General features: G+C 60.3%; 14 protein-coding genes and 1 pseudogene. All 15 read right to left on the bottom strand.

The window, feature by feature from the left end; translation table 11 throughout:
* Positions 1–18: 18 nt before the first annotated feature.
* The 15 genes and pseudogenes from ACZ45C_RS01070 to xseB all read right to left on the bottom strand — a co-directional run bounded on the left by ACZ45C_RS01070 (position 19) and on the right by xseB (position 16,978).
* Positions 19–342: a DUF7558 family protein gene (locus tag ACZ45C_RS01070; protein WP_049983726.1), complete on the bottom strand. Its 324-nt coding sequence runs from the start codon at positions 340–342 to the stop codon at positions 19–21.
* On the bottom strand, positions 342–632 hold the full coding sequence (locus ACZ45C_RS01075; RefSeq protein WP_049983725.1) for a hypothetical protein: 291 nt from the start codon (positions 630–632) through the stop codon (positions 342–344). Before ACZ45C_RS01075 ends, ACZ45C_RS01070 begins: the two co-directional genes overlap by 1 nt.
* Before the next feature lie 220 nt (positions 633–852).
* Positions 853–900, bottom strand: a pseudogene (locus ACZ45C_RS01080) (hypothetical protein); the annotation flags it as partial.
* A 36-nt stretch (positions 901–936) separates the two neighbouring features.
* Positions 937–2,229: an RNA-guided endonuclease InsQ/TnpB family protein gene (locus ACZ45C_RS01085; RefSeq protein WP_460560752.1), complete on the bottom strand. Its 1,293-nt coding sequence runs from the start codon at positions 2,227–2,229 to the stop codon at positions 937–939.
* Between the two features lie 89 nt (positions 2,230–2,318).
* Positions 2,319–2,711 (bottom strand): hypothetical protein, encoded by a 393-nt coding sequence (locus tag ACZ45C_RS01090; RefSeq protein ID WP_460560750.1) that lies wholly within the window; start codon positions 2,709–2,711, stop codon positions 2,319–2,321.
* A 74-nt stretch (positions 2,712–2,785) separates the two neighbouring features.
* Positions 2,786–4,045 carry a phage NrS-1 polymerase family protein gene (locus ACZ45C_RS01095; RefSeq protein WP_460560748.1) on the bottom strand — a complete coding sequence of 420 codons (1,260 nt, stop codon included), beginning with the start codon at positions 4,043–4,045 and terminating at the stop codon, positions 2,786–2,788.
* 447 nt (positions 4,046–4,492) lie between these two features.
* Positions 4,493–8,875, bottom strand: coding sequence for an ATP-binding protein (locus ACZ45C_RS01100; protein ID WP_096396479.1), 4,383 nt, complete (start codon positions 8,873–8,875; stop codon positions 4,493–4,495).
* Entirely contained in the window at positions 8,868–11,075 is a 2,208-nt protein-coding gene (locus tag ACZ45C_RS01105) for a VirB4 family type IV secretion system protein (protein WP_460560746.1), read from the bottom strand. The genes ACZ45C_RS01100 and ACZ45C_RS01105 overlap by 8 nt, the downstream gene beginning before the upstream one ends.
* On the bottom strand, positions 11,068–12,189 hold the full coding sequence (locus ACZ45C_RS01110) for a hypothetical protein (RefSeq protein ID WP_096396457.1): 1,122 nt from the start codon (positions 12,187–12,189) through the stop codon (positions 11,068–11,070). The genes ACZ45C_RS01105 and ACZ45C_RS01110 overlap by 8 nt, the downstream gene beginning before the upstream one ends.
* A 2-nt stretch (positions 12,190–12,191) precedes the next feature.
* Positions 12,192–13,307 carry a hypothetical protein gene (locus tag ACZ45C_RS01115; RefSeq protein ID WP_096396456.1) on the bottom strand — a complete coding sequence of 372 codons (1,116 nt, stop codon included), beginning with the start codon at positions 13,305–13,307 and terminating at the stop codon, positions 12,192–12,194.
* 2 nt (positions 13,308–13,309) lie between these two features.
* The gene (locus tag ACZ45C_RS01120) at positions 13,310–14,146 is read right to left on the bottom strand and encodes a hypothetical protein (RefSeq protein WP_096396455.1); all 837 of its coding nucleotides are present in this window, start codon (positions 14,144–14,146) and stop codon (positions 13,310–13,312) included.
* 3 nt (positions 14,147–14,149) lie between these two features.
* Positions 14,150–15,886, bottom strand: coding sequence for a hypothetical protein (locus tag ACZ45C_RS01125; RefSeq protein ID WP_096396454.1), 1,737 nt, complete (start codon positions 15,884–15,886; stop codon positions 14,150–14,152).
* A gap of 28 nt (positions 15,887–15,914) precedes the next feature.
* Positions 15,915–16,337 carry a hypothetical protein gene (locus ACZ45C_RS01130; RefSeq protein ID WP_460560743.1) on the bottom strand — a complete coding sequence of 141 codons (423 nt, stop codon included), beginning with the start codon at positions 16,335–16,337 and terminating at the stop codon, positions 15,915–15,917.
* A 6-nt stretch (positions 16,338–16,343) separates the two neighbouring features.
* The gene (locus ACZ45C_RS01135) at positions 16,344–16,592 is read right to left on the bottom strand and encodes a hypothetical protein (protein ID WP_049987855.1); all 249 of its coding nucleotides are present in this window, start codon (positions 16,590–16,592) and stop codon (positions 16,344–16,346) included.
* Positions 16,593–16,795: 203 nt separating this feature from the next.
* Complete coding sequence (xseB, locus tag ACZ45C_RS01140; RefSeq protein WP_096396452.1) at positions 16,796–16,978, bottom strand: exodeoxyribonuclease VII small subunit; 183 nt, start codon at positions 16,976–16,978, stop codon at positions 16,796–16,798.

The following is a 16,978-nucleotide window of genomic DNA, read 5'->3' on the forward strand; positions in this document are numbered from 1 at the left end:
AAGCGTCGGCAATATGTCTCACTCAACGAGATGCTCATCGAGGTCGTGCGTCCAGTACGTCGCGGGCCCGCCAGGACTACATCGCGCACACAGCTGCAGCGGCCCCTCGAGATGGCCGAGTTCCACACGGAAGCGCGTGAGCGCCGCGAGGGCGTCGACGACGAGCCCACAGCCATCGCAGGCGTAGCGATCGCGCTCGTTGGGGTCCGGCTCCATCTGGATCGCGCAGTCGACGCAGATGGGGTGGGTGACCCGCTCATCTTCCCCCCATGTGTGGGCCTCGCCAGTCTCGGTGCTGGGCGGAGCGTCGCAGAACGCACACCCTGTAAGCGTCTGCTGCATTACTCCGCCTCCGCGTCGGCGTCGCGGCCGGCCGTCCAGCCACGGTGGAAGACGGCCAATTGCGTCGTCGAGTCGAAGGTAGTAACACTCGGCTCGTGAACGAGAACGCGATCCTCGGGAACGGGTGTGACGACGTCCGCGTCGATGAGGTCGTCGACTAGGCTGCGGGCCGTTGCGTCGTCGACGTCCGCGGTCGCGACGCTCGCGGCGTCACGGTCCTGTGCGAGGAGTTCGGTTTCGAGCTGTTCGTGGTCGGCACTCGTGTCGTCGTGAGGATCGGGACCAACCATGGTGAATCACGCCGCGCACGCTCTCGCGCGCTGCACGCCTCCCGGCGCCGATAAACAGCCCAGTCGGAGGGCGTCAGTCCGACCCTGGGTCGCGGTACTCGAAAACGGCAACGTCGCGGAGGGATAGGGCGGTGGGCGTGGGTTGAGGGCATAAATTCTGGCAACGTCATTAACCAACACTTCGACAGAACTGGTCCCGAGTGTTGGTTAAGAGTGTGGCCTATGGAGTCCGGAGTTCCTGAACCGGCTTCACGGTGAACGTGTCCGGCTCGCTGGCTGCTGCTTCTCGTGTGCGTTCCGCTTGTCAGCTACCCACCCCTAAAGGGGTGGGCTTGTCGGTGGACTCCCGTTCTGCCGACACGTACTGGTCGGACGCCACGTCAGTCGCGTTCACGGTCATGATCCCCGACTTCAGGGCGTACTGACAGAACGCCCCTCCAGCGGGGGACTTCTGCCCCCGCTGGAGTTTCACCGCGAGTTTTCGGGCCACGTTTTTCGCCGCGTTGTAGTCGGCGTTCACCGAGTACGAACAGTCCAAACAGGCGAAATGTTGCCCGTCACGGTTTTCGTCGAGCGTACACCCACACTTCGAGCATTGCTGGCTCGTGTAGGACGGTTCGACTGTCTCAACCACGATGCCGTGTTCCTCGGCTTTGTATGCGACTTGCTCCTGCAACGCACGGAAGCCCCACTGTTGGAACTTCTTGCCGTCGATGATGCGCTCTCGAATCTGTTCCAGGTCCTCGAACGCGATGTGGGTGCAGCCGTGACGCTTGGCTTCCGCGACGAGTTGTTTGGAACACCGATGCAGGTAGTCCTCGCTCCAGCGCCCGAACCGGTCCCCAATTCGGTGGTAGGTCAGGTGGGCGCTTCGCGTGCCCGTCTGTTGCAGGCTGGCACGGCGTTTCTCGAACTCACGGCGCTGGTGGTTGAGGTAGTCGGCGTTGCCGACGAACCGTCCTGTACTGGTCACGGCAATATGGTCGTCAACGTTACAGTCCACGCCAAGGACGCTCGAATCCTCGGCTTTCTCAGGACTGGCAACGTCGAGTTCCCGTTCCATCGCCGCGTGCAGGTAGAACTTGTCGGATTCGCCGTCGTAGTGGATGGTACTGGTCGAAAACGAGTAATCCTCGTTCAGCAGGTACTGGCCGTGTGGTGTGCCTTCGGGATTCTCCGGTAGGTCGTACTCACACTCGACTCTACCGTTGACGGTGGCGATGCTCACCTTGTCGCGGTAGTAGGTGGCGGCTCGCTTGTCGTAGACGATGCTGAACGTGTCGTAGTGGGGCTTGCTGGTGTTCTCACCCTCGGCAAGTCGGTCAACGCAATTGCTAATATCGTCGGTGGCGCGTTTGATGGCTTTTTGGACGAGGTTGGCGTGGAGGCCGTCCGTCTCGTGGCGAAGTTCATCGTAGATGGCGGCTTCGGCTTCGCTCTTGCTGGTGACACAGTCCTCGTCGGGATAGCGCCACGCCCAGTCTGCGGTGCGGTTGGCACAGTACTGAAACTTGCTGTTGGTGGCGTGGAGGTCGCTCTTGCGGTCGTCGGGTACGTCAAGGCGAACCCGTACCGTTCGAGTTACCTCCCACGCCATACCTCACAGTAGTAGCTACTCTTTATTTATAATTTTGAATGGTATTGGGGAGTCAGCCCTGCCGTAGTCGGTGGATTGCCGCTCGGAGCTTACGCGCTTCCTCCCACCCCTGAAGGGGTGGGCTTCCGCGCTGTTACCGCTGTGAGCTGGGTGACGAGTTCGTCGCGAACGATCTCACGAGGAACGGTTGTCTCGTGCCAGCCCAGCCGGGCGTCGAAGTGCCGCTTTTGGAACTGCTCGCTGACGTCGTCGACGGCGACGTACTGCGTGTGGTTTGTCCCCCGGACCTGGTGGGTGACGACGACTGCCCCCACGTGCTCGTGCGTCAGCTCGATTAGGGCACACTCCACGAGCGCGACGAGCGACGCGTGATCGCGGTCGTTCGGGATCGCCACCTCGAGGTCTGCCCACGGAGCCTCCCCGTCGGAGTTGGTTGCTGCTTGCTGTACCGTCTGCGTTTGGGTCGTACGTTCCGAAGCCATCGTCTATCGGGGGCACGTGATGCGCCCCGCCGCCCCCTGGCGGGGGTGACAGACGTGCCGCTGCGGTCGCAACGCTACTTGGACCGACCGCCGAATAACCGACCCAACAGTGAGGATGACTCTGACTCACTACTGTTCTCACTCGTAGTAGCGGCGTGCTCGCCCTGGCACTCCTCCTCCTCCTCCTGGCCACGGGTGCCGAGTTCGTCAGTGAGTCGCTTGACCTCCGCTTCGAGAGCGTCGATGCGCTCGGTTTTCTCCGTGAGTGTCGCCTCGAGCTCGTCGACGCGATTGCTCAAGATCTGGTTCTTCTCGGCGAGATACGCGCGACTCCGCTCCGAGTCAGCAGCGCCGACGTCTGGCGACGATGTGGCGGGGATCTCGTCCGCGGTATCGTCGCCGGCGTCCGGGTCGTAGAACTCCGACGTAGTCGCAATTGCTCGCTCGATGGTCTTCTCCCCATACGTCGACCCATCAGCGTAGTGGACCTCGTCCCACTTCTCCCGAAGCAATCCTGACTGGCGAAACAGGTGATCCATCTGCGTCCGGTCGCCACCGGTCCAGAACGCCAGCAGACAGCACAGCGCCATGTCGGCCTCGGACTGGCTGTCGTAGCCGGCTGTGTTCCCGTTCCAGAGCCGCTCGAACTTCTCGCCGTTCGATGCATTCCGCGCTTTCTCGAGGAGGTCCTCGTCTTCGAGGTCGACGTCAACGGCGGCTGCACCGGTCGTCGGTGACTCGTCGTCAGCGCTACCACGCTGTTCGGACTCTGCTGCCGTGTCACGCTCAGTCTCCTGAACGTACTCACGGTGAATCGCTCTGAGCGCGTCCTGTCGACGTGCGACGCACGTTGGTGTCCGCTCGACGTGATCGCCAGTGACGGTGAAAAAGCGTGCCGTGTCGTACAGTTCGACGCTCCCGCGACGGTTCCGCCCGTCGGGAAGTTCGCCCCTGATGAGGACGTGATAGCCGGTGCCGGACGGTGACACCTCCGTATAGGAGTCGAGGCGCTCGATGATGTCTAGTGCCGCGTCGTCGACGTCGCCGGTTTCAGGATCACGGCAGTCGTCCAGGTCGACGCCGACGATGGGATCGTCGTCGGTAAACACGAACCCGACGCCATCGGCGTGTGCCGTCTCAGTGTAGTCGAGCGCTGTCTCGAAACTCGCCCAGGTCTCCGACTCTGTTGATGACGCGAACCCCCCACCTCCCGGCGTCACCGGAATCTTCGTCGGCTTGCCGTCCCGCTCCTCTTCGCGCCAGCACACCCACTGGTCCCGTTCGCGTAGCGTCTCCGGAATCGCCTCCGGCTCGTTGACGATATTCTTACTCATGTTCTCACAGTACCTTGCATGGCTCTCACTAATTCTGAGCCAGCATAGAACTCACTCAACTCTACTCCTCGATCCAATCCCTTGGTCCCAACGGGGACCCCCCGTTCTATCCTAGTTGGTTTTCGCTCGGTGATACCCCTGACCAGCTTCGCCGTCTGGTGGTTTTTCCCCTGACCGCTGATACGGGCGGGAGTACCCTTTCTTAATTTCCCCTGACCAGCAGCGCCGTCCTGCGATTTCGTATGTTCACTTGATGTTAGATACTGTTGCCCCTCCCAGATGCCCTGACCGGCGGTTCCGTCTTGCGGTTTTCTCGGTCCATAACCGAGTATTAACTCTTGATTCTTACCCTCTCGTGCTGTTACTGGTCGTTTCCCCTGACCGGCAACGCCTTCGGGCGGTTTTTTGATAACCCGTCTCGAATTCAAGTACCTCATAGATTTCTCTTCATTCAATCAATTGTTGCCCTGCTGCCGTGAGCGAAATACCTGTATAGCAGTTCACGCGGGTTTCGTTTTGACGAATCCGACTCGTATCATACGTTACGAACTCCCCGAGAGAACGGGAGAACCACGCTTTCGATTGAACTTCTTTGTCGTGTCTGATTGCCCATATCCGATACGCATTATAGAGATCATCCTTCGGGAGTTCCGCCTCCTCTTCTTCGGTAACGTACACGTCAACGAATGACTCGAAATCGTCCGCGTCGTGATCGAGTTCACTCCCGTTAGTTTGGGAGATTTGCTCTGAGGAATCTTCCCCCGGCATATCCTCTCCCGGAGCAGATTCGGCCCGATAGTCAGTCTCCGCCCGGTCACTATTTTCGTCGTCGTTTTTGGAGTCCCCCTCTGATTCATTGTGGGCGGTTGAGTGATCAAATAGGGTTGTGAGAGGTTTCGTTGTCCCGTCCGTGTAGACGACTGATGACTTCTCATCGGCAAGAATCACGATTACGTAGCTGTCGCAGCTGTACTCTGGGGTGGAGAACTCGTCTTCCGGAACGAACGGCTTTTTGATCCGAATCCAGTCGTCCTCGAACGCCGATTTCGTCTCGTAGATGTGTTGTTCACCGTGCTCATAAACGACGTACTCGTCGGCAGCGTGGTCGTAGCTGTAGATGGCCGGAACACGATCTTTCGAGAGTTTTTCCAGCGACTCGAGGCGGATATGTTCCGTCCCGCTGGCATCACGAAGGACGATCTCGTCGCCATCACGCTGCCAGATGTTCTGGGTCCCGTTCTCGTCGTCGGTCGCCGGTCGCACGGCCGTCACTCCACCTTCTTCGGTCGCTCCACCGCTGAACGTGAGATTCGAGTCAGTCGTGTAGAACCGTGTCTCACCATTCTGGAGGGTACGGACGGGAGGTGTGAGAATGCCGTCAACACGCTCGGCCCACTCAGTTTCGTCGTTTCCTGGTCGAACGACAAACAGCGGGATATCACCTGCTGCTTGGGCCTTCCGGAGATTCGTGAGCACTTTCGCGGGATTCTCGGGTGTCGTCGTTTCGACTTCGATGGCGAATCGGTCGGAAACGTCGGGGTGGCTCGCCCTCGCGTCAGGTTTCTCGCTGCCATCCTGTGCGAGGATCGAGACGGTGAAACCGAGTGCGGTGAGCTCTTCTTCGATCTGAAGGAGTGCTGCGTCGTGGGCACTCCCACCAGCGGCCTGCACGCCACCAGTATCGGGTGTCGCGACCTCTTCTCCGGCGTCAGTGAGCCGGATGCGGAGCTCGTCGGCGTCGATATCGACGGTCGTATCGAGGTATCGTGATCGTTCTCGGATGTCCGCGAGGGCATCATACGATGGCGGCTCGGCGTCGACGTCGTCGAAGAGTCGTCTGAGTTCGTCGTCAACTGCTTCGACGGCCACCCAGCCGTTTTCCTCACGGCAGCCCTCTCGAAGCTGCAGACTCCGAACCACGTTCGCAATCGCGACGTCCAGGTCGTCGCTCGCGATATCGAGCACCTCGTGTCCGTCGGCAGGTGTGCTCGTTGTTGAAGTGTCTGGCTCAGCCGGCACACCGTGTTCGTCATTGATGTCCTCGTGCATCGAGGAGAGTGTCTCAGTGAACTGCTCCTCTTCACGCTCTGTGAGCGGGGATTCGCTCTCGGGGTGGCCCGGTGGAATCGGGAGTGGTTCGAGACTGAACGGATACGGCCCCGTTTCACCGAACGTCGGGCTTGGCAGGCTGGCGATCCACTCCCCTCGTGGCAACGAACGAATCCGATTGGCGAAATCCGCGGGGTCCATCTCTTCGTGGGCCATCGCTCGCGCCAGTTCCCGGTCGACGTTGATTTTCCCGATGAGTGAACTGCCGATGTTGTTCAGAGCATTCAGGTAGATCTTCCGCCCACCTTCAGCCTCCATCTGTTCGGGGAACTGCATCGACAGACCAACAGAGAGCCGGAATCCCCGGCCTTTCTCGAGGAGATCATTCATGATGTCGGAGACCACGACCGATGCTGCCTCGTCGACGAGCAAGTTCACGACGTAGTCGTCCGAGTGCTGGGGGAGGGCCTGTTTGCGGTCCTTGAGAGCTGCATCGAGATTGGTCAGGATCACACCGGTCATGATCCGGGCGGCGTCGTCGCGGAGGTCGCCGAGGTCGAAGAGGATGACCGTATCCTCGTCGAGGACATCCCGAAAGTCGAACTGGTTCTCGGTATTATTGAAGATCTGCCGCAGGTGCGTATCCTGTGAGATGTAGGCGAGACGGTTTCCGACACCGCCCATCACGTTCGCGAAGGTGTTCGAATCTAACTGGAGCTGCCGTCGAATCGTCCGGGTGACTTCCTCGTCGCTCGACCGTGGGGCGTCGCCGATGTTCTCGTTCGGTGGCCCGGCCTCCCAGAGCTGGTCGACGACGTGTTCGAGCTGTCGGTGGGCGAAGTAGTCCGTCGACGCTCGGTAGAGCCCGTTCTCACGCCCGTATTCCTCGTCGAACAGTGTCTTGATGAGTGTCTTGATGAGAGTTGGGGCCACAGTCGCCCGCTCGTAGCGGTCGGTTCCCATCACGAGCTTCAAAATCTCTTCGTAGTGGTCGGCCTTCCGTTGGACGGCGTCTTCGCGGCGCCGTCCGCTCTCCATCGACGGTTCGAGATCGAAAAACGAGAACCCGGGGAGGACGTCCGGGATCGGGAAGTGGACGACGTTCTCTTGGAGGTCGGTCATTCCGAACCGACGCGCGTGAGCCCGCATATAATTCTGGGCCATGTCGTCGTTCTTCGGGATGATGAGGATCGTCGGCCCCTCGGTGTTGGCGTACAGCGACAGCATATCGTTGATGAGGGCTTTCGACTTCCCAGAGCCGGTTGTTCCGAACCGGCCGTAATGAGTGGGCAGCAGTCCGGGTGGAATGTGTGTCGGCTCGTCTTCGGCCTCGCCGGTGTCGTCGAGGGCATACCCGATTGCCATCCCGTCGCGGAATTCACTCATGAGGTCCTGGTGGGGGCGTGGCAATGGATTCCGACTCTGCTGTTCCGCACGCGTCCCACGTGCCCCCTCGACAGTCAGCTGTTCCGAGGAGGGCACGAGTACGAAATTCGCGAGTTCTCGGCCACTCAGGACGAACTCGGGTCGGGTCGTCCCACGGCCGGTCGTGATCTCACGATCCAAGAGCCGCTGCAGCGCCGCTCGTGCGTTCCGTTCTTTCGTGGCTGCCCGGAAGCCGCTGTCGCGTACCCGTTCGGCCGCAACCTCGTAGTACGGTCCGTCAAGCGGGTCGAATACCGGGACAAGTGATTGCATCCGATCATCGAGATCATCGCGACCGTCGTCCCCGGACGGAATCCCGATCGCTCGGATGTTCGCGGTGAACGACCGCTTCGGATTTTTCGCCTCGATTGCCGCGACACGTTTTGCAACGGCGTCGCTCAGCTGGTTTCTGTCCCGGCTCTCCGACTGATCGTCGAGTTCGAAAAGGGAGCCAATAATCTCCTGAGCGAGTGTGTCTCGGCCGTCGATGACGTCCTCCTTGCGAAGGTCGGCATCGGACTGCCAGCTCTCGCGTCGCTGGAAGACGGCCTGGAACGCTACTGGTGCTGTCGCCTCCATCAGGTGGTCGACAAGCGACGCGAGCGCACCACCTGGCTGATCGACGGCTGGGAGTTCTGCTTCGTCGTCGGCAGTGAATGGCGAGAGTGAGGTCATCCAGTCCTGTTTCCGAGTGGCCGACCCCTGCCACCGCACGCCGAGTGGGGAGACGGTCTTGGTCGCTGGCCGGGCGAGTATCGTCCCCTCTGTTGTCACCGTTGGTTTGGCAAGCGTCGTGAGTGGCTCATCCTCGGGAATCGCATCTGGTGGGGCGAGTTCGAGGGCGGTGTCTCCGATCTCGATGATGTGGTCGGCAGACAGGTCGCCGACCGTCCCTCCTTCCGCGACTGATTGGGCGTCTGCTTGCCTCGCTTGACTGTCTTCGTCAGTCCCACGTTCGTATTGCTCGTCAGGACCGAACTCGTACGTGAGATCGCCCGACTCATAGTGATCGACGAATGTCTCTCGGTCGAATTCCACAGGCTGCACGAGTCGGGATGCGACGTCGACTTTGGTACGCTCGATGTCGAACGTCTCGGGATAGATCGACCGGAGACGTTTCTCAAGCGTATCCAGATGGTCGTCAGCACCGTAGTAGAATTCGACGGGGTCGTCTGCACCCTCGCTGAGCGCGAGGAATTCGAATCGTAGCGGTGTTTTGCTGTGTAGCGGATTGAGTTTGTCAGCTAGCCCTGTCGAGTTCGTTAAGGTCAGTTTGTGGAGACTCTCCAGTGCCTGCGGCAGCCGCTCCGGATTGAGGCGTTCGGAGGTAGGCGTCACGCGGAGGTACTCACGCATCGTCGTCACCTCCCGCTGCGCCACCATCAGTCTCTGCTGGCGTCTGCTCAGGTGGGCGTTGTCCATTGTCGGTCGCTCGGCTTTCAATATCGTCTTGGAACGCCTGCACGTCCGCGTCCACGGCGTTCTCACCAGTCCCGGGGAGTGAGGCTCGCCGTTGCTCGGTTGGCTCGAAGTCGATGACCTGCTTCTCCTTGGGCATCGCTTTGACCTGGATCCCACGCCACTCGCCGTCGACGCCAACCAGTGCTTCGGAGAAGCCGGCGTCCTCGTTGCCGGGGACGGCGTCCTGGACGAACCGCATCTGTGCGTAGTTCAGCCCGAACTCGTCGGCCCACTCCTTGTCCATCCCGTCGAGGCGGTGGAACTGCTTGACGGCACACTGATCGAGGATCGCCTCGCTTTCGGCGTGCTCGAAGAACTCGTCGACGGTCTGGGTGACCAGCCGGATCGAGAGGTCGTGGTGGCGGTGGTGCCGGAACACCGTCTCGAGGAACGCCAGACTTGCGGCGTCCTGCATGATGTAGCGCGCCTCGTCGATGTAGAACACGACCTCCTTCTCCGAGACCTTCGCCCGTTCGTACACCAGCGAGATGAGTAGCTGCATCGTCAGTGCCGTGCTGCTGTCGACGCTGCCCTCCTGCTGGGCCAGATCGAGGTAGATGACCTTCTCGTCCCGGATGTCGAAATCCGATTCTTGGCCGAGGTTGGCGTGGCGACCGTCGTCCTCGAAGGGGCGCAGCTGATCGAGGAGCCACGTCGCGTCCTCTTTGATCTTCCCTGCCTCTTCGTCGGATCGAACGACGAACTCCTCAGGGTCGTCGACCATGTCCTCGAAGACGTCCATCATATCACGGATGGTCGGACTCGGATTGCTGTGCGTCGAGATGTCGTCGGTGATGCCGTTGCGCTGGTAGGCACGTTTGAGGGCGAGTTCGAGCGTGGTGCGCCGGTCTCCCAGTGAGATGCCCCGGAGGGCAAAGAAGTTCGTCAGGAAGCTCATCGCGTCGTCGAGTTTCTCGTTGAACGGGCTCGCGTCCTCGCCCATCGCCCGCTGGACGTGTTCGGGCGTCTCCCGAATCTCCAAGGGGTTCAGCCCGAGCGTCCCGCCGACTGTGATCCGCTTGGCGTCGAGCGCCTCCGAGACACCGGCCCAGTTGTTCAGCGGCTCGAGGATGATGCCGATACGGTCCTTACTCTGCTCGATGGAGCGGATGAAGTTCTGCTTCGAACTGAACGACTTCCCCGACCCCGTGTCGCCGACGGTGAACATCGCGTACCCGTTGTCCCGGGCGAGCGGGTCGATGACCACAGGACTCTGGTTGTCCTTGTGAATCCCGAACTCGACGCCGCCCTCCTCGAGGATCGTCGCGTTGTGCGGCGAAGACAGCAACGCGCCGACTGCGCCGCCGAGCGCAATCGACGTCCGGCCGAACTCGTTGTCGCCGATGGGCGCGGCGGATTGGAGGGCGAGATCTTGCCGACAAATTGCGGTCTTCGGCGTGAGGTTCGCCGGATCGTCGCGGAGGGCACTCTTGACCGTCTGGACGGCATCTCTGAGTTCGTCTTTCTCGTCGGCCCGGACGGTGATGAACATCCCTTGGTCGAACACGTTCGCGCCGTTCTCGACGGCCTTGTACGTCGCTGCGGCCTCGTTGGCGCGCTCCTGCAGGTAGGCACTCCGGATACTCTGTTCGAGGTCAGCATCGACCTGGAGGTCGTCAGCGATGTCCTGTAGTTCGTTCCGGGCTCGCTCCTGATTTTTCGGCGTGATGTGGGCCGTCAGATCGAACTGGACGTCGGTCATCTCGAAGAGGTCGCTCAGATACCCGTCGTTGGGATAGTCGGCATAGTTAGCGATGTACAGCGTCGTCGTCCACTGCTCGCCGACCCGTGCGGCTCGCGTTTCCCACTCGACAGCTCCGGGCGCGGTGACGGTTTTGTGCGACTCGGAGATGTCGTCGAGGAGCTTGCGTTCGGCCTCGCCTTCTTCGAGTGTCTCCTCGTCGAGGACATCGGTGAAGTCCACGTCTGGTTCATCATCCGCAGTGAAGCGGTCCCAGAGGTACTTACTGCCGGCGCCAAGGCCGAGACCCACTACAAGGGCAAGTACTGCACTCTCTGCTGGTGTCAGATTCTGGAGCCACCCGGCGACGGAGCCAAGCGCGCCACCACCAGTCTGGAGGATCCCGTTACGCATCGTGTGGGTCCTCCCGGCGCGAGTGGCCGATGATCGATTGGTCGCGAACGACACGTTCCGCCTCGTCGTAGTCATGTTCGCGGCCGTTCCAAAAGTCCATATTCAGAACGAACAGCTCGACCGTGCTGAGTCGACGTGCGGACCACCCCGACGCCTGCTGGATGAACTCGGAGCGAACGTCGTTCACGCGACTGTCGAGCTTCTCGAACATCTGCGCACGACGTTCGACGTCGGTGAGGTCCTCGCGGCGGGTGACGAACGGGTTGAACAGGAACCCGATGACGGGGAACTGGGTCAGCTTCTCGGCGGGGGTGCCCTCGTCGCGGAAGCGGTCGTACACTTCTATCGGGCTGACTTCAACGCCGATGTAGTACCGGACCTGCTGAATGCCCCGGTCACGCATCTCCTTCGGCCGTGTTTCCCGATATTCTTCGAGGAGTTCCCGGAAGATCGGGTTCTCCGTGACGTCTTCGTCCGTGAGCCGATCCTCGATAGTCTCGGTGATCTGCTCGACCGGGAAGGAACGGGTTGTGGCGTGGAGTTTGAGCTTCGAGTCTAGCTCTTTGTTGGCGAACTCTTCGCCAGCGTCCTGGAGCTGTGCCCAGTCGTCGGACATCGCGAAATCCATGTTGGCCGGATCGATCTCGATGAACGCCTCCATCGCGCCGTCTTCACGCTGGATGGCACCAGCACCCGGCCACGCCCGCTTGATGTTCGTGAGGTCCTGTGTCCGCTCGTCCGGCTTGAACGGCGTGTAGTTCGCGAGTCCGCCTTCGTTGCGCTCTGACTCGTTGGTACTCGTGTCGGCTTCGGCGGGCGCACTGAACGTGATCTGAGGTCGCTTGAGGTACCTATAGACGTCTTTGGTCCACGTCCAAGCGTTCAGGTGGGTTGGTGAGACGTAGATGACGGCAACGCCAAAGCCAAGCCCGCCAGCGACGAACGGGAGGGCAAGCGACTCGATCCCGGTGAGGCCAGCGATAAACAGCCCAATAATGGGGAAGGCGATGAGCATGCCGACGTCTCCTTCCTCGATATTGAGATACGGGATGCGACTCTCCTCGCCGAACTGATCCATGATGCGCCGTGCGGCCGCGTCTTGATCTGCTGACATTGTTAGTGGATTCCTCGATCAAACTCCATCCCACGGTCGTCACTCGCCGATTCCGCTGTCGCTCCACCAGGGTCATTCTCTGTTCGACGGTACGATGGCGTCCCGCCATCGTCTCCTCCATGCCCACCGCGGGCAGCTGCCTTTTGTGCGACGGCGTGGCCAGCGGCGGCTTTCGGCCCCCACCGAGCGGCGGTCGTCGCGACGCCGGCGCCACCGACATAGGCACCGGCGGCGACACCACCAACGAGTGCTGCGCCTTTCGTCGCACCGCCGACGACTTTGGCCGTCAGCGGCGTCGCGTATTTGAACGTCTTCCACGTGATGTAGAGGGCGACCAGTGGAAGCGACGCCGCGACGAGATATTTGAGGAACGCTGTTCCGGGTGTGAGCGTTCCACCGCCGTAGATCAAATCGTACCCCTTGAGGACCATCGCTGCTGGGAGCGGGAGGACAGCCAACGGGACAAACCGTTTGCAGAACCCCATCGCGATATCGGATACGACCGGAATGTTTCCGTAGGCCAGTGCAAATGCAATCGGCATTCCGTACAGGTAGACATACAGCAGAATCATCCGGATGTAGAACAGCGCCTCCAGCGCCCACATCGAGATTCCACCAATCACGGCGAACAATAGTCCCAGCCCTGGGTTTGTGATAGATACCTCCAAGAATCCAATCATCGCCTCCGTAACCGAGGAAAGCTCCGGCATCAGGGCGATAGTGAATCCGTCAACGAGGTAGAGTGCAAGAGTTCCAACCCAATACCACGTAATGATTAGAAAAGCACCGACCCAGGCCGTCTTCTTCGTTTTTCGGGCTTCGTAGGTACTTCCAATATTGAATATCCGAACCGTGTGACGGCCCTGAACGCTCATCACGAGGAGCAAGAGGGCAACCAGCATGATTTCGCCGCCGATGAGAGCATCGTGAATCGCTGGCCAGGGTGCATTGGTTGGTTCACCGAAGACAAAAGCTCCGTTCGTCTCTGGAGTAGGTGTCCCGAACATTCCCTCAGTCAGAGTTTCATACCCTGATCTGAGACCGTCCATGAACAGCCCAATGAACCACTCAACGACGCCCTTGATACCCTCAAGGACGACATCAATGAGATCGACCATCGTTATACCTCAGTGATCGTGACCTCACAATCAGTCATATCGTCGGAACCAGTGTATTGAACGTTGTAGGTGCTTGAGACCTGATTTCCACCGACCCGTGTCTCAACGATAACAGTAAACTGGCCACTATTCCCGTCTGGGGAGCATCCCATCCCGTCCTCAGTTTCTGTACCGAACGGAAACGAACTACTGAACAGGTCGGCCGTCTCGCCGGGGGAAACTACTACCCGGTCGGTTTCGTGCATTCCACTGCCTCTGGGGTTCTCAATTGGATTGGGAACGTCCCCGGAGAAGATTAGTTCAGTTATCGCTTCCGGACCGCTTCCTGTGTTCTCTACCGTAACGAATGCCTCGCCATTCTTGATCCGGTCCGTCTCGCTCTCACCATAGACTTCGTCCCACGGCTTATCTGGGTTATTCCGATAGAGTCCGACATCCTGTATCTGAATCTCTGGACGGAGTTCAGTCGTGGTCTCAACTACTGTCTCCTCGCCTTTCAACGCGAGTACGCGGTACTCACCGGGCGCATATGCGGTGCCGATCTCGAATGAGACCTGCTGAGCACCTGCGGCTACGTCACGCTTCCCGAATAACTCGCCGTTCGGTTGGATGAGGTTGACTTGGTCGACGTCGGCCTCTTCGGAGAGTTCGACGACGAGTGTTGTCTCCTCGACAGCGATGCGCGTGAGTGGGCCGTTGCCATCTGGAGAGGTCGTTCCATCACCAGGCGTCCCAGAACCGCCATTGTCGTTCAGACAGCCAGCGACGCTTACGAGCGCAGCACCTGCGACTGTTCGGAGGGCGGTTCGCCGACTGATGTGTGGGTGGTTTCTAGTCATGGACTATGGGTTCCGTTGGAAGATGTCTTCTGGACCGAGCATTCGGAGGAGCCGCTTGCCTGCGTAGAACATCACAAGAAACGGGATGAGCTGCCAGCCGACCTCGAAAATAAATGCGAACCAACCGTCGATGGTGCCGAGCGGATGCCAGCGAGCAGTAGCCGTCGCACTCACATATGCGGGGTTGTGCCCGAGCCACGAACCCGGATGGTACCGTGCCGTGTAGATACCCGGCTCGTCGATCGTCACAATCGCCACCCCGGAGGCGTTGGTCTCGACGCGTTGCTCCGCGATGGTGATGTAGCCGTTGCGAGTGTTCCCGCCAATTGGATATCGTCGGTCGGGATCGCTGAGCACGATCGGTGCGCCGGTCTCGTTGTCTCGGAGTTCGATGCGGAGTGTGGCCTGACTTTCGTTCTGCTGGAGCACCTCAACCGTCAGATTACTGCGCCGGAGCTGCCGCTCTGAGCTAGCGTCAGGTGCCACAATCGAGGCGTTCACGCCCCGTACGATCCCCGCCACCTGGAGCGCGTCGCGGTCGACGTTCTCCGCGCGAACCGCAACACCGTACGTCGTCGTGTACGACTGGTTGACGATGTCGATGTTGATGTTCTCACCGAGCGTTCCGTCCGGAGACGGTCGGTCAGTGCCCCAGGTGTCGATAATCTCTGGGCCATCGCGAACTGGTTCAGCACGCGGGCCGATTCGCGACGGGTACGCGTGAATATAGACCGGAATCGCATCCGACTCGACGGTGGCGCTGTCGGTTCGGTTCGACCTGACGAGTGTATCCCAGTTGGTGTTCCGAGCGGTGTAGAACCGCCAGACGCCACGCACTCGTGCGCTTCCATTCTCCGTCAGCGTGTACCCCTGCCACGGTCTGGACTGGAAAATGGCCACACCGGCGTCACCATTGGGATACTCGGCGTAGTAGGGGTACGCCGAGAGGTCGTAGATCTCGACGGCGATCGAATCCGAGACGTTGAGCGATTCGGTTCGGTACGTGACCTCGACATCAGTCTCGTCGCCTCGGTCGATTCGCGTGGTCTTCTTCAACCGGACGCTGATCTCGGCTTCAAGCGTGAGGTTTGCACTCCAGTCATCCTCGATCTGGTAGTCGAGGGCCGGCGTGTGCGAGCCGTCGCGCTCGACGATGGTTTCGCCGTCCTTCTGCAATCGAACCTCCTCAACCTCGTTGCTCGCGAGCGACCACTCGATCGTCGTGTTCCCCGAAGAGCTCCCGTTCGGGACGCGAACGCGATAGTCGACGAACCCCCGCATCGTGCCGTTCGGCGCGATATAGAGCGGCGTGTCACCCGACTCCAAGTGACCTCGCGTCGACGGCTGCACTGCGAACACCGTGGCGTGGGCGTCCTCGATGAACACCCCGTCTTCGAGCGACGCGTGGCGCGGATGCACAGACGTATCCGACCCACCGGGTTCGAGATCAGCGAAATCGTTTCGCGTCCACGTTGCAGCTGTCGCCGGCGGGCGCGTGAACGTGATGTCCGTCCCGTTTGCGAGTTGGTGCATCGCGGTCCGGCTCTCGCCGTAGCGCTGCTGGTACTCCTCCTGGGTGATGTAGTTGTCCGCGTCGCGAGACCACAGCGTCGCTGATTCATTCTCAGTGAGCCCATTCCCCTCCGTGCCTGGCCGTGGCGGGCTTGCAGTGACGAGACCCGTGACTAAACTCGTCACGAACAGGGCGGCCATTAGCACGGAGAGCTCTCGTTGTGTCATGGGGGCTCGCGACGGGGGTGGTAGTCACCTACCAGGGGGCGAGGTCGACGCACTGCGCCAGCGGGAGGTTCATCATCGACCCAGCGACGGTGTAGAGTGGCCCGAGGGCGACGAGGACGACCGCGGACTTCATCGCGGAGCGCTTGTGGCGCTTGAGTCCCTTCTTCTGGTCGGGCGTGATCGTGAACATCTCGATGAGGGAGTCGGCCTGCCACACGACTGCGAGGCCGACAATACCCAGCGCTGTGGTAAGCTGGAAGAAGCCCTCGATCATGCTGGGAAGGTTGTCTGCGCTACAGACAGCGTTCGTCTGTGCGGCGGCGGGTTCCACAGCGAACAGGCTCAGGACGACGACGATGAACACAGCTTGCCTGGGAAGCCTACTCGATGCCGTGGACTGGCTGTCGGGGCGATTCGAAGCCGTCTCGGAGGGCGTATTGTCCTGTGACATAGCGGGTTACTCCTCTGCGTCGTCGACGAGTGCTTTCAGATCAGCGTAGCGGTTGGTCTCGTCGACGATCTCGTCTTTCGTGTAGCCCTGTTCGCGGGCCCGTTCGAAGAGATCTCGAAGCTCGTCGGGGTCGACGTCGCGAAGCTCCATCTCATCTCGGAGGGCGCGGCGATAGAGGGCGGAACCGTTGATATGGCTGTTCCACGTCAGGTACAGATCATCGATGTCTTCGATGGTGACTGCCCGTGTGATCATATGTGCGGGGTGGGTATGCACCGGTTGAGCCCCGGTCCATGGTGGTGCGATAGCTAGAAGATCGGTATATGCTTTCTGGCCACCAACTGGCGCAAAAATCTAAAGTAAATTATAACCGGAGAGTTCGTTCACCTCGCAAAGGCACCGTTAACCAACAATGGGGTTAGATTCCGTTGACTGTTGGTTAAGACTGAAATCGCGCTCTACTCGAGTTCCACGACCTCTCCACGCCCGTTGTCGAGGATTTCTCGCACCTCGGCCAAGAGTTCCTGACCTTCCTCGTGGAGCCTTGTTCCTTCATCGAGGTCACACTCGTCCGCATCGAGCTGTTTAATGATTTCTTCGACACGGGCCAGCCGGTCGTGGATCTCTTGGTCGTTTGCCAC

The organism is Halorubrum pallidum (genome assembly GCF_055380345.1).